The sequence below is a fragment of the Pseudoalteromonas sp. MT33b genome (assembly GCF_014117385.1).
GTDB lineage: Bacteria > Pseudomonadota > Gammaproteobacteria > Enterobacterales > Alteromonadaceae > Pseudoalteromonas > Pseudoalteromonas lipolytica.
This window is the reverse complement of the sequence record NZ_CP059831.1, coordinates 2,484,622-2,497,777: the sequence shown is the minus strand read 5'-3', so window position 1 is coordinate 2,497,777 and position 13,156 is coordinate 2,484,622. Positions and strand designations below refer to the sequence as shown.

Here is a 13,156-nt window from a genome sequence, read left to right as displayed (position 1 = left end):
TTATGCTAGCTTTATTAGCAATCACTGAGTGTTTAAGATGATTAATGATAATGATGTAATCGAAACATTAGATGAATTAGAGACATTTTTACGTCTTGTCGAAAATGGTGGCTTAGGCCTTGAAAATGTAGCAGGGGTCGCCTTGGCTACAAATAACAGTGATGGTCGCCCATTTGTCGCTGTTCTTGATGATAATCATCAACTATTACTGGGTCGGTATGTTAGTCATGACGTATACGAGAATGGTAAAGATATGGTGCGATATGGCGTGAAAAAACCGCATTAAAAACGGGTTTTGTACCTATAATGTTGTGCTTTTATGCCTGTAGTATAATAATATGTTCTTATCGAGCGCTAAATTAATTAAAAAAAGGGAAGTATATGAAGTTTTTAAGTGTTGCTTTTTTAGCCGTGTTAATGACCGGTTGTGCGAGTTCAAGTGATGAACAAGCAAGTAATGATGGTTTAATTTGTAAAATGGAAAAGCCAACGGGTAGCAATATACCTAAGCGTGTTTGTCGTACTCCAGAACAAATTGCAGCAATGGAAAAAGAAGGCCGAGATGGCATTCGTGATATTCAACGAAATAGCACAAATACAGTGAGACTATAATCGCTGAATAGATTTTTCTGAATCGAATTAATAAGGGCCACGTGTAAATACGTGGCCCTTTTTTGTTATAGTGCGGTGCGTATACCGAGGGCAATACTGCGACCTGGCTGCGGGGCTAAATATCGTAAATAGCTTTGATGTGGGCGTATTTCTTGGTTTGTTAGGTTGTCTATAGTTATAAACAGCTCATTATCAAATCCCAAAAGTGAATTTGCGTAACGCATGTTCATGCCCATACTGTAGTAGCTTGGTGATGCGTGTTCAAACTTTGCAAGCTGCTCTTGCGCTTTGCTGTGTTGGTAATCAATCGTGGTTTTTATATTTTCAAATTGCCAATGAATTGCTGCGCCATAGCTGTCGGCAGGTGTGCGAGGAATGCTATCTCCTTCGAGTCGACGGCGAAAATACTCAGCCTCTTGGGCTTCATCAGGGTTAAAAAAAGCCTCTGGTGTAAAAGGGTCATAGCTTCCGTCAAATTGATATACCGGTGTGTTTTTTGTTTCGTCAGCATACGCAGTAAAGGTGAAATCGCCTAAATTTTGCGTGTTGAGTGTATAGTTGAGCTCAACTTCGAAGCCTTTATTTAAGGTATCTGCTTGACGCCATTCTTTAACATACACACCTCCTCTGTATACTCCTGTGCTGCCTAGGTAAATATAATTATCGTAGTTATTTTCGTACCAACTCGCAGTCAGGCTTAGGTTGTCGAAGTGAAAACCTGTGCCAATTTCGTGCGCTTTATTCACTTCTTTTTCGAGGCTTGAATTACCTTGCTCTTCAATTAACAGTGCGTAATGTGGGTTACTTGCATACAGTTCATTGATACCGGGGGCGCGCTCGGCATGGGTCGTACTTGCATCGACATACCAAAACGAAGAAATATCCCAATTTGCAGACAATGAATGATTAAACAGCTCAAACTCATTATCTTTTATGGCTGCTCCTTGACCTCGTCCGGGCTGATAGTGGTCGTTAATAGTTGGCGTGTAATTGACTTTTTCGTAGCGTGCTCCAATTTGCAACGAAACAGGCCCAAGTGCTGCATCTTGCAGTATGTATGCACCTTGGCGTTTAGCGTTAATGTCGGGTAGGTAATTGTTTTTGCCACTGCCTTGTTTTTCACTTCTACCGACAACGAGTCCGAATGCACCAGCGAATTGTTCTGTAAATTGATAATTTAACGTTGGACTAAGTTGCCAGTTTTTTAAAACGAATGTGTTCACGCTGCTCTCGTCGAGATTTTCGTCGTCTAGCTGTTTTGAGTACACCGCTTTTATATTGAACTCATTTAAGTATGGATTAGCTGAAAAATGTTTTTGGTAAAGTGCATCAATACGATATTGAGATGAGTAAATACGAATATTTCCCGACTGTTCAGTCTGTTGTGCATCGTGTGAATGCACTGCTGGACGGGCTATGTGAACAAACCCCGGTATTGCCCTATTTGCGGAGTTGTAATTCACAGACATGCCAAATAACTGCTCATCGTCAAATCGCTGACTGCCACCAAAAGTTAAGTTTGTTTGGTAATAACTTGAATTGACTACTTTATTTTTAGAGTTAGCGAGTTGATGAGTAATTATTTGCTGCTCAATAGGGGTGACATCAACAAACTGAGTGCCATCATGCTCCCATGTTGGTCTTGCCAAAGAAACTTGGCATTGGCTTACCTGTTGGCTATTTAAAACCAGCGAGTCCCAATTTGAGCAGTCTGCTGCTTTGCTAGTATGAGGAACTTTATAATCACTCTGCTCGCGATAAAGAAGGTTAACGTTATACGCAAAGTCGTGTTCTTGACCGCTTGCGGTGCCAAGCACAGAAGACGGGGCATTGTAGCCCGTTTGAATTTCAAGTTTGTCTTCTTCTTCAATACCTTGTTGTAAGGGAATACGGCCATCATTTATATCAACAATCCCAGCCATGGCTTCACCACCAAAAGGAATTGTTGCACGAGCGCCTTTAAGTACCGTGATCGATTCTGCAAAAAAAGGCTCAATAGGTATGAGTTGATCGTCGCTCACAGCTGACATATCACGAATAGGCATGCCATTACTGGTGATCAGTACTCGTTGGCCTCCTTGACCACGAATTTGTGGCCGACTTGCCGAAGAGCCGAAAAAACTGGCACTAACACTGGGTATTTGTGAAAGCGTATCACCCAATGTTGTTGCTTTTTGTTGCTCTAAAAGATCACCAGACAATACAGACTTACCTACAGCAACCTGGTTTATGGGGGAATAGTCTTTTATGTCGCTTTTTATCTCTATGTGTTCGATTTCATTTGCGTGCATAGATGAAGAGATACCTAAGCATAAAAGGGAGATTTTAAATTTCATTACTTTCTCTTTGTTATGTTACATCATAACAATTGTATTCTGTATCTAAATACGGTTCAAACAATTACGTTCATTATTAACTTAATTTTTAAGTGGGCTTAAGTAGGGTCGGTTAGAGTGCTCCACTTACTAGGGAGCACTGCGACGCTGAAAAACCTTGCTAAGAAACTGTTGATGGATATTTTCTACGTGCTTTTTTCAAGGCACGATTGATTCGCCAATGCTTCTAAGTAAAGCACAGAGAATCAGATAAATGGTACAAAACACACCACGTCGCTATTAATTTAAGTCGACTTTTGCTTGCTTAAAATATCGTCATTACTATAAATTAAAGTGCCGATTAGTTTTACTATAAGTTGTCTTAAAATAAGGATAATCATATGACAGATAATTACACACCACCTGAAGCAAGCCTTGAAATTCCCACAGAGAATAACTCAGGACAAGGTAAGGTGGGCGAGTTACCAGAAGGCGTAAAGGGGTTTAGTTGGGGAGCGTTCTTTTTAAGCTGGATTTGGGCAATTGGCAACAGTACGTGGATAGGCCTATTAGCTTTAGTTCCTTATATTGGTTTTATTGTGTCTATTTACTTGGGCTTTAAAGGCCGAGAGATGGCGTGGCAAAACAAACGATGGGACAGTGTTGAGCATTTCCAACGTGTGCAAAAACAATGGTCATTTTGGGGTGTACTGATTGTTGGTGGCTTATTTATACTGGGTATCGTGGCAGCTATTTTACTTCCTGCGATGCAATCAAGTAGCTATTAAGCTTTATACTGACAAGTTTTGTTAATGCCAGTTTTTACTGGCTCAATATACCATCAGGATATTCGCTTTTTATAAAATACCACAGTGAACGGCGTCGATAATATAGAAGACTTTGTCAGTACAAATAAAAATGAAGTAGAACAAATGCAACAGCTCGGTGCATAGCAATACTGCCATTATAAAGTTTAAAGCCCCTTTGTTGGGGCTTTTTTTTAGCCTTAACAAATTGAGCATTGTTCATTATGACGAACAACTATAGTATTTCAGTAATTTGATTAATTAGGGCAGGGCGTATGTTACGATTTTTTTCTATTAACCAAGGTGTGATCACCGAAACTGAGCCAGCCCCCGATACACCTTTAGCAACCGCTATTAAAAATGCGCATTGGATAGACACCATTAATCCAAGTGAAGAAGAGCGCCAAGCACTTGCAAGCACATTAAATATTACGCTTCCTGCGGCGGATGATGTAGACGAAATTGAAGCATCATCGCGGTGTTTTATCGACCACGAAGGCTTGCATGTGCATGCATTGTTTATGTCGCCTAACGAAGGGCGTTTTAATACGGTGACGGTCGCATGTTTACTGCAAGATAACTGCTTACTAACGATTCGCGATGATGAATTAGCCGATTTTCGTTTATTGCGTTTACGTGCTCGCAAAGGGCAAGTGGCATGTGATAACCCTAAACAATTACTCGTGACTTTATTCGATCAAAAGGTCGAAAACCATGCAGATATGCTTGAAGATATGCATCATCAACTCGAAAAACTCAGTGCGTATGTACTCGAAGAGGATGACTCAGATCTTGAGGAAGCAGTGAGCCGAATTTCTCGCCTTGAGGACAACAACGGTAAAGTACGTTTATGTTTAATGGATACGCGACGAAACATTTCTTTTTTACTGCGTAATTTGGGAGCGCCCAGCGAAGACCGCGAGTCTCTGCGTGAAATTGTCCTCGATATCGATACCTTGATGTCTCATTGCACCTTTTTGTTTGATAAGGTGAACTTTTTAATGGATTCGACTCAGGGCTTTATTAATATTGAGCAAAACCAAATAATTAAGACTTTCTCAATCGCCTCAGTGGTGTTTTTACCTCCCACCGTGGTTGCCAGTATTTATGGTATGAACTTTAACTCTATGCCTGAGCTTAACTGGGCATGGGGATACCCGTTCGCGATTGGCGTGATGTTGTTGTCGGGTTTTGCCCCTTATTTATTTTTTAAACACAAAGGCTGGTTATAACGTTGTTTTAAAGAATAAAAAAGCCCAGCAGATGCTGGGCAAGGGGTCTTCGGATAGAAGGGAGGGTTTAACTTTTCAGTTCGCCCGTTGACGATTCGATGTGCGCACGAACAAACCACTGAAATTGCTCTAAGTCTGCTAATTGACCTGTGATCATATCTTCAGAAACAGGGTCAAGCTCGGCTAACTTTTCAATGGCTTGGCGGTGATCTTTATTCACCCCGTTATACACTTTATCAAGGGCTGACAAGTGGTCGGTTACGAGCCCTTTGCCAATTGAATAATCTTTCCAATTACGACGGTCGACAATCGATTGCGGTGTGCCTACGGGCACACCACCCATAGTTGCAATACGCTCTGCGATAGTGTCGGTCATTTCTTGTACGGCACTTACTTGTGGATCGAGCATTTCGTGCACACCAATAAAGTTAGGGCCGACTACATTCCAATGAATGTGTTTTAAAGTGAGGTGTAAATCGATTAAAGCGACCATACGTTGGTCTAAAATAGCAATCGTGTCAGCGGCTGATTGGTTATTAACACCGGGTGCTGTGAATTCTGCGACTTTCGATGATGTGTTACTCATTACTCCTCCGAGTTTCTTTAAAAAGTTGTTCCATGATGCTTTCTGTATGACCAGAAAGCGAAGTTATTTAAAGAGGAGCAAGCGTTGTACCAAAATTAATGATATTTATAAGTTGTTGTTTTTATTTGTTTGTTTTTTATTTTGAGGTGTGCCGTGAGGTTTGCGGGTTTAGCTCATTATGAAAACTCTGCACACTGAATGTAAAAAATTCAGTGTGCAGTGGTAGAAATAATTACTCGTTTATATATCAAGATAACAATGCAGCTGCTAAACGAACAAAGTCAGACGAGGTTAAAATACCTACTAGGTTATTGTCTTCGTCGACAACGGGCATACAACCATGACGATTCTCGACAAAGAATTTAGCCACCTCATGCAGTGGCTGCTTTGCAGAAATACTGGTGAAATCGGTTGCCATGATATCGGCTACTTTGGTTTGCTTTTCTTTTCGCTCGAGTGCGCTGGCGCTAAAGTTGGCCATAATGTTCATTACTTGGGCAATCATTATTTTCTGCGTGAGCATGCCTACTAAGCCACCGTGCTCGTTAATAACGGGAATGTGGCGGATGTTTTTTTCTTTCATTAAATTGTGGGCATCATGCAAGGTGTTGTGCGCACTAATCGCAAATGGGTCTGGAGTCATTAAGTCGGCGACGAGGTGTGTCATGGTTTATTCCCTACAAAGTAATTAATAAGGTATAAGTTTAGCTTTAATTGGGCTGAATACACTTTGTTCAGATCAAAGTTTTATTGATCGATGAAATTTTTTAGATCAGCAGTGACAGCCTGCCATTGTTACTTTCATTGCTTTTTAAATATAACTAAAAGTACTTTTTAACACGGCTGTATATTTGCTACTTTCTTAGAGCTTAAAAGGAGAAAGTTATGGCAATAAATAAATTATGGCGGCATCTCACTGAGCCTTGGCAGCGCGCAGCAGGTGCGTGGTTTGCTTTTTTTCTGTTATTCAATGCCTATTGCTTTTTTTGGCGTCACTATATTGGTGGCGGTCATTACCAATTTTTTGATTCACAATTATTTTGGTTAAAAGAGTGGGGAAGCTTATGCGTGCTTAGCATAGGAGTTGTTGCATTTTTTAATTTAAAAGCGCGCGTTAAAAGTAGAATTTACTTTTATCCTACGATGTTATTGATGAGCATCTCATTGATCATTAGCTTACGTATTTTAATAGATTTTGATTTTTATGGTTATGCGCTCGCAGCCTCGGTTACTCAGCTTTTTCCAAAATACTTCATTGCGAGCACTCTAGTATTAATACTGTGGCATGTTTTCACGGTACAAGCAGAGTCAACACCTGCGACGGTCCGACCTGAACACTCTGAGCATCTTGAAAAGACTGACTATATTGAAGTGAACCATAAAGGAGTCGCTAAAAAGCTGCCGTTAGCGTCAGTGGTTTTTATAAAGTCAGCAGGTAATTACTTAGAGATACAGACCGTTGAGAATCGTTACTTAAAGCGAGATACCATTAAACATCTATATTCTGAACTACCGTCTGACACATTTTGCCAAGTACACCGTAGTTATATTGTTAATGTTGCCCAGATTGCTGATTTTAATCTAGCGCTCAATAAGCGAAAATTGACGATGGCTGCAGGTTTTAGTGTGCCAGTGAGTAAGTCGTTTAAAGCCCGTGTATCTGATTTGCTCAGCGTCGAAGATTCATTCATCACAAAATAGGTGATTTCGTCACAGTTCTATATAAATCATAAGGTTAATCATTATTCTTGAACACATGAAAATCATTGTTTAAGGATTAATTAAATGAAAAACACCAAGCAAACTACGCATAAGTTCTTGCACTGGTTGAGTGCGCTATTGGTTTTGACTGTGATTGTAATGGGTTACTACATAACCTGGGTTACCGATTACAGCTTATACCACTGGCATAAGTCGATAGCGGTTATGATTGCGATGCTATGGGTAGCCAGAATTATCTATCGAATACGAAATCCGTTTCAATCAGCTGTGCAAAATCGCCTTACCAAATGGTTGCATGTTTATCATTGGGGGCTGTTAACTTTATTAGCTATCATGCTTGTTTCTGGCGCATTTTATAGTGGGTTTGGCGGCTTTGGTATTGGCTTGTTTTCGTGGCAACTCATTGCTAGTAACTACAATGAGGCAGGCGAGGCGGTTGCCTCTATTGCTTGGTTAAGTGAGGCAGGATGGCAAGTTCACATTTTGTGTGGTTATTTATTATCAGCCGCGCTGTCGTTACATATCTTAGCGGCACTTAAGCATCACTTTATTGATAAAGATATGACTTTAAAAGCCATGCTTTAAAGGTTTATTTCAACCCGGTTTCTGCCCTTATTTTTAGCCGAGTAGAGCGCTTTATCTGCTCGGTTAATTAGGTTATCGAATGTGTCATCTTGTTGCCAACGGGTTAGCCCGAAACTGGCAGTGAGTGTGATGTTATTTTCATGAAAAACAATTTCGCTGGTTTCAACAATAGTCCGAAGCGTCTCTAGCTTTTGTTGAGCAGCATTTTCGCTGGGCTCAAAACTCAGAATGAGGAATTCCTCTCCGCCCAAACGGCAACATAAGTCTTGCTTGGCTAAATGGTGATTTAACAGTTCAGAGAATACTTCAAGTACGAGATCTCCCCCTTCATGGCCATAACTATCATTGATACGTTTAAAGTAGTCTATATCTACCACGCTGGCATACAGTTTTGAGTTGTGTTTTGAGGTTAATAAACGCTGTTGTTCAAGTATAAACTGTAACCCTCGGCGGTTGTATAAATTGGTGAGGGGATCTTTTAAAGAAAGGTCTAAGTAACGTTTTTTCTCGTCGATAAGTAACGTTGTTATGAGGCCTAGTCCTATCATCACAAACACAGTGGCATGCCCAACAACCGTTAGCGAATAAAGCACCGCAACAGTTAGGTTCCCAGAGACTACAATGGCTAATTGGCTTATTGCGATGATCAATAAAATACACAGGGCAGTGGCGAGTACCCCATTGCCTATATTACTTTTTAGTATGGCGCGTTTGAAACTGACATAAATAAGAACGGGCAGAGTTATAAATGTATAACTTAGCTGCGCGATAGCTAATTGGTTTATGGTTTTCATAAAAAATATAAACACGGCGCATACGAGACTAAAGGCTATTACTTGCAGGTTGAAGCGAGACTTTTCGTCGTAATTAAAAATAGCTAACTGAAGCAACATAATAGAGAGCACGTACATGGCGACACCTGAGCGAAAGTCAGGTGTGAGCTCAAAAATATTCTGTATCCATAACCACGAAAAGCCCGCCATTCCTAAATAGAAATACAGGTTAAATAGTGAGATTGATCGACTGTTAAACCCACTGGTCATTAATTTTGTGGCAATAACCGAGCAGGTAATAACGGTGATCATTAAGAAAATATAGAACCCGTGATAAAAATAGTTCTCGATGCTACCAGTCATGAGTCACACTGAAATGCGCTGTATTAGTAAAGAGTAGCACAGAAAGTTTCCCCGCGAGAAAGAGATATATCCCTGATTATTCAGGGTGATGAATATGTGAATAAGCATCTATTGCATCAATACTGGGTTTGATCCCCTTTCCCAAAACAATGATTAACTGTGTTGTAATTTCACGCTTTGCAATGTGGGGTGGCGACTCACTAGGGTAAGGTGAAGCTTGCCTTGAACAGGTAAGTAAACCACAGCGTGTTGTATAAGTTGCAGTTTGTCTGTGCGAGTTAAGCGCTGTATTGTTGTGCGATATGTGTGTATCTTGCGTGGTGACAACGAACCAGTCGTAACCTTGTTTTAGAGTTAGTTTGGCGGCGTGATGCAAACTAGCATCAAGCACGCCTTGCTTTGATAGCCTATTACTTTTATAGCGAAGCACATATTGGTTTTCTGCGAGCGGCTTAATTGTCAGTCCAACATGATTATCAATGTCATTATGCTGATCTGTGCTGCTGCAGCCACTGAGAATAAGGGTTATTAATAGTGTGATTAAAAACTTCATGGTTATTTTGCCTATTGCCACTTATTCTCGCGTGCTTGCTGTTCTAGAGTGCGGTCGAGCGGCTGCCCCTTAATTGTATTATCGATAAAGGTGTCGAGCGCTGACGTGTTACTCGCGAGGCTATATGTTTGTTGATCATAGGGCTTTTGCTCAGTAGAGACTTTAAGTTGCCAAGTACCGTGTTCTTTACAGGCAATATGAGACTGCTGTGTTTGTTGTTGGTAAAGGGTGTACTGTCGACAAAAGTCCCCCGTCGAATTAATAAAACTTAATTGTGCTGTAAGTGAGCGTGCACTATCTATATTTGTTTTGTCACCGCTTAGTTGCTGCTCTAATGCATTTGCTATGGGCTGTTCAATATTTAATTGCTGTTGTTGCGTTAAACTGGCAACGCCCACAGTAAATAGCACTGCAATACCTGCTGCGACAGCGAGTTGCTTACGGCTGGCTTGTTTTATTTTTTGCCACTTCGACAGTGAAACAACCGTGTCGTTTGTTTGCTTGCCAAGGGTTTTTTCTAGCGATTTAGACAGTGGCATTGCATCAATTTGCTCAGCATGTTGCTTCACTAGTAAATCAACTTCGCTTAATTCGGCAAGGCGCATAGCAAGGTCTTCATTTTGCGCTATGGCGCTGCGAACTCGCTCCATTTCTTGCGCTGATAATTCATTGTCTAAAAAGGCACTGAGAGTTTGGTCGTCAATCATTAGGCGTTTTCCTTAGTGAAGTCAGGCTTTATTAATTGATACAAGGCACTTCGAGCTCGCGATAACTTACTCATAACGGTTCCAACAGGAATATCTAGCGTGTGTGCAACGTCTTTATAAGCCATGCCTTGTACTGCAACTAACGAGATGATTGCACGCTGCTCATCGGGCAGGGTAGTTAAAGCGTGGTTGACGCGTTTAAGAGTTTGCGAGGTCGCCAGGTGTTGCTGCCCATCATCGCATGTGGGTTCTTGTAAATCGGTATTTTGAACCGCTTTTAACCTTACTTTTTGCGAGCGATATTCATCAATCCATACATTACGGCATACTTTAAACGCCCACTTTAGTGGCTCAATATCGTCAGGAATTCCTTTTACCAACAGCTTTTCGATGGTAATTTGCACAACGTCATCTGCATCAGCTTGGTTGCCGGTTAGCGAAAATGCAAAACGCCTAAGTGCAGGTAATAAACTGGTTAGTGTATTAGTCATGTTTTCCCTTATTTGTTAGGGCGTGCGGCCTTATAAATTAAGTGACTCATGAATGATTCAGCCTACACGCACTACTATAACGAGTAGAAACTGTTTTTATTCCCTAAATATGCAATTTATTTTTATTTCAAACGTTATACCTTTAACCTTAGTCAAAAGAGAAGTGACTGTAACATGAAAATAAAAGATGTTGCCCTTGGCACGTTATTGCTCATGTCGAGTAATTTATATGCCACGGTTATAAAACCGATCAGCCCTATTATAGAGCAGATAGACCCAGCTATTGAACGTATTGAAGATAGGCTCGATATTCCACGTCGCGCATTGCCTAGCATTGATTCTATTCAACAACTTGCGACTGATATAAGCGCATTACCCAGCCGGTTGGCCATTTTGAATACGGTAGGAAAACCAGCATTCATAGAAATCGAAACAGAGCAGGGTTTTAGAGCCGTCGAACGACAATGGATTTTGTTAGCCAATGAGCAGCATAGAGCGAAGCTAGAGCACATTGGTGCACAGATAGTCAGTCGTCAATCATACGATGCTTTGGGAATGGTTTTACTACGATTTGTGGTGCCTGAACAGTTTGATTCAAAAGCTCAATTACAACGTCTTTTGTCGATAGATGATGCGGCCTTATTAGGACGTAATCACATTTATCAAGCGCAGCAAGGTCCTTTGCAAGGTGTTAACACACATAAAAACCTGCCCGTTTGCGACTTGCCTGTGCGGGTAGGCATGATCGACAGCGCACTTAACTTGGCGCACCCTGGTTTTGTGGGGAGCACCATTGAGACTCGGTCATTTCTACCCAATTCCGTGGCATCACCTGACTTACATGGCACTGCGGTCGCCGGTGTTATGATTGGTAAAACGGCCAAGTTATCGCCATTATTAAACCAAGCAACGTTATACAGCGCGGCGGTTTTTTATCGTCAATCAGACTTGTCACAGGGTGCCACATTGGCTGCTATTGTTGATGCCTTAAATTGGCTGGTGGCTGCGCAAGTTCCAGTGATTAACCTGAGTTTTACTGGGCCAGATAATGCTATTTTAGCGGCAGCAATTAAGGCGACAATTGCGCAGCAAGTGACTCTTGTTGCAGCAGCCGGTAATGATGGCCCCGCTGCATTGCCGCTTTATCCCGCGGCGTATGAAAATGTTATTGCAGTGAGTGCGGTTGATAAAAATGGGCAAATATACCGTTGGTCAAATAAAGGTGACTACATTGATTTTGCAGCCTTAGGTGTCAACGTATTAACACTAAACTCGGGCGGTGGTGCAGGGGTTGAATCAGGGACTTCAATGGCGGCGCCGCAGGTGACTGCGGCTGCGGCATGTTTGGCGGCGAATTCCGATTACACACCCCATTCTATCTATAAAAAGTTAGTTGAGCGTGCAGTCGATAGAGGAAAACCCGGAAAAGATAGCGTGTTTGGGCATGGCTCAATCACTTATTAAGGCTTAAAATTCAGCACGCAAAGAAATGGACGCAATGCTTTGTGTGTACGTATTTGCCTCTAATTGAGATTGATAATCCCCATACTCAGCCTCGGTAATTAAACTTAACGAATCAAGCAGCGATAGTTGCCAATGCGCGGTTAAAATATGGCGGCTTTCATCACGTGATGGGGTTGGCTCAGTGAGCATATCGTTTGGATTCTCTTGATAGTCTTTATCTTGATATCGCCAACCAATGCTCGCTTTATTTGTGTTGCCGAAAGCGGTGAACGTGTGTGAAACGCGCGTATTTAAAGTCCAGCCAGAAAAGTCATATTGTTGCTCAGTTGCCTCTTCTTTGTCGAGACTCGCACCCAGTAGCAACATGGTATTACCTTGATTTATAAAATAAAAAAGACTGGTGTTAAGGCCAAGGCTTTGTGCATCACGTGCAGGTTGAGTGGTAAATTGTTTTTCACCCGCTTTCAATGCTGCTCTTAAATATGTGGTGTTATTGACAAAGTGGCCTATGTAAAGACTTCCTTGGTCGAGCGTTAAAAATGTTTTGTTAGCCACTTGGGCTGTTGCACCATCATAACGAAAGCCAATGTCAGTGTGTGTTAGCTTATAATTTGTGTCTAACCCGTATTGATGGAGCGATAAGTCGTATTGATCCAAGGTATGGTAATTGGTGTTTTCATAACGATAACTGGGTGTGAACTTGAGCGCATCGGTTGCTTTAAATTCTGCACTTAGACCCGCAGACAGCAAGGTGCCAGTGTCACTTTGCGATGAAATGACATCGAGCTCTTTTATTGCTAAATCTGAGTTGCTCGTTAAACCAATCTGAGCATGTGTATTAAACGTTGCATCGGCTGCGGTTGCATGAATGCTTAACGTCATTGCACTCATTACAGCAAGTGTTGTTAGTGTACGCATAGCGACCTCCTTAAAAGTGCGCCGGGTAA

At 41.5% G+C, this 13,156-nt stretch carries 15 protein-coding genes; 7 read left to right on the top strand and 8 right to left on the bottom strand.

Annotated elements, in window-relative coordinates; translation table 11 throughout:
- The first annotated feature begins 37 nt into the window (after window positions 1–37).
- Window positions 38–286, top strand: coding sequence for a hypothetical protein (locus H3302_RS11340; RefSeq protein ID WP_036966721.1), 249 nt, complete (start codon window positions 38–40; stop codon window positions 284–286).
- Between the two features lie 95 nt (window positions 287–381).
- Window positions 382–612 carry a hypothetical protein gene (locus H3302_RS11335; protein WP_182395262.1) on the top strand — a complete coding sequence of 77 codons (231 nt, stop codon included), beginning with the start codon at window positions 382–384 and terminating at the stop codon, window positions 610–612.
- 65 nt (window positions 613–677) lie between these two features.
- On the opposite strand, the gene H3302_RS11330 is transcribed toward H3302_RS11335, so the two are convergent.
- Window positions 678–2,948, bottom strand: coding sequence for a TonB-dependent receptor (locus H3302_RS11330; protein WP_182395260.1), 2,271 nt, complete (start codon window positions 2,946–2,948; stop codon window positions 678–680).
- A gap of 380 nt (window positions 2,949–3,328) precedes the next feature.
- On the opposite strand from H3302_RS11330, the gene H3302_RS11325 reads away from it, so the two are divergent.
- Both H3302_RS11325 and corA read left to right on the top strand, forming a co-directional pair.
- Window positions 3,329–3,715 (top strand): hypothetical protein, encoded by a 387-nt coding sequence (locus H3302_RS11325; protein WP_051501730.1) that lies wholly within the window; start codon window positions 3,329–3,331, stop codon window positions 3,713–3,715.
- Between the two features lie 293 nt (window positions 3,716–4,008).
- Window positions 4,009–4,965 carry a magnesium/cobalt transporter CorA gene (gene corA, locus H3302_RS11320; protein ID WP_065978620.1) on the top strand — a complete coding sequence of 319 codons (957 nt, stop codon included), beginning with the start codon at window positions 4,009–4,011 and terminating at the stop codon, window positions 4,963–4,965.
- Window positions 4,966–5,032: 67 nt separating this feature from the next.
- On the opposite strand, the gene dps is transcribed toward corA, so the two are convergent.
- Both dps and H3302_RS11310 read right to left on the bottom strand, forming a co-directional pair.
- Window positions 5,033–5,551 carry a DNA starvation/stationary phase protection protein Dps gene (dps, locus tag H3302_RS11315; RefSeq protein WP_036966733.1) on the bottom strand — a complete coding sequence of 173 codons (519 nt, stop codon included), beginning with the start codon at window positions 5,549–5,551 and terminating at the stop codon, window positions 5,033–5,035.
- 247 nt (window positions 5,552–5,798) lie between these two features.
- Complete coding sequence (locus tag H3302_RS11310) at window positions 5,799–6,218, bottom strand: HPP family protein (RefSeq protein ID WP_036966736.1); 420 nt, start codon at window positions 6,216–6,218, stop codon at window positions 5,799–5,801.
- Window positions 6,219–6,436: 218 nt separating this feature from the next.
- On the opposite strand from H3302_RS11310, the gene H3302_RS11305 reads away from it, so the two are divergent.
- Window positions 6,437–7,252, top strand: coding sequence for a LytTR family DNA-binding domain-containing protein (locus tag H3302_RS11305; protein WP_182395258.1), 816 nt, complete (start codon window positions 6,437–6,439; stop codon window positions 7,250–7,252).
- A gap of 84 nt (window positions 7,253–7,336) precedes the next feature.
- A complete protein-coding gene (locus H3302_RS11300; RefSeq protein ID WP_182395256.1) occupies window positions 7,337–7,858 on the top strand; it encodes a cytochrome b in 522 nt (173 codons plus the stop codon).
- Here the strand turns inward: H3302_RS11300 and H3302_RS11295 are convergent.
- From H3302_RS11295 to H3302_RS11280, 4 genes are all read right to left on the bottom strand, one after another.
- Entirely contained in the window at window positions 7,855–8,994 is a 1,140-nt protein-coding gene (locus tag H3302_RS11295) for a GGDEF domain-containing protein (protein ID WP_065978617.1), read from the bottom strand. The genes H3302_RS11300 and H3302_RS11295 overlap by 4 nt on opposite strands.
- Window positions 8,995–9,070: 76 nt before the next feature.
- The gene (locus H3302_RS11290; RefSeq protein WP_180311016.1) at window positions 9,071–9,547 is read right to left on the bottom strand and encodes a CC0125/CC1285 family lipoprotein; all 477 of its coding nucleotides are present in this window, start codon (window positions 9,545–9,547) and stop codon (window positions 9,071–9,073) included.
- Window positions 9,548–9,558: 11 nt separating this feature from the next.
- The gene (locus H3302_RS11285; protein WP_182395254.1) at window positions 9,559–10,254 is read right to left on the bottom strand and encodes a hypothetical protein; all 696 of its coding nucleotides are present in this window, start codon (window positions 10,252–10,254) and stop codon (window positions 9,559–9,561) included.
- On the bottom strand, window positions 10,254–10,745 hold the full coding sequence (locus H3302_RS11280; RefSeq protein WP_065978614.1) for an RNA polymerase sigma factor: 492 nt from the start codon (window positions 10,743–10,745) through the stop codon (window positions 10,254–10,256). The genes H3302_RS11285 and H3302_RS11280 overlap by 1 nt, the downstream gene beginning before the upstream one ends.
- 174 nt (window positions 10,746–10,919) lie before the next feature.
- Between H3302_RS11280 and H3302_RS11275 the strand changes: the two genes are divergently transcribed.
- Window positions 10,920–12,209, top strand: coding sequence for a S8 family serine peptidase (locus H3302_RS11275; RefSeq protein ID WP_182395252.1), 1,290 nt, complete (start codon window positions 10,920–10,922; stop codon window positions 12,207–12,209).
- A 3-nt stretch (window positions 12,210–12,212) separates the two neighbouring features.
- Here H3302_RS11275 and H3302_RS11270 read toward each other — a convergent pair whose 3' ends face one another.
- Window positions 12,213–13,127: a surface lipoprotein assembly modifier gene (locus H3302_RS11270; RefSeq protein ID WP_182395249.1), complete on the bottom strand. Its 915-nt coding sequence runs from the start codon at window positions 13,125–13,127 to the stop codon at window positions 12,213–12,215.
- Window positions 13,128–13,156: the final 29 nt, after the last annotated feature.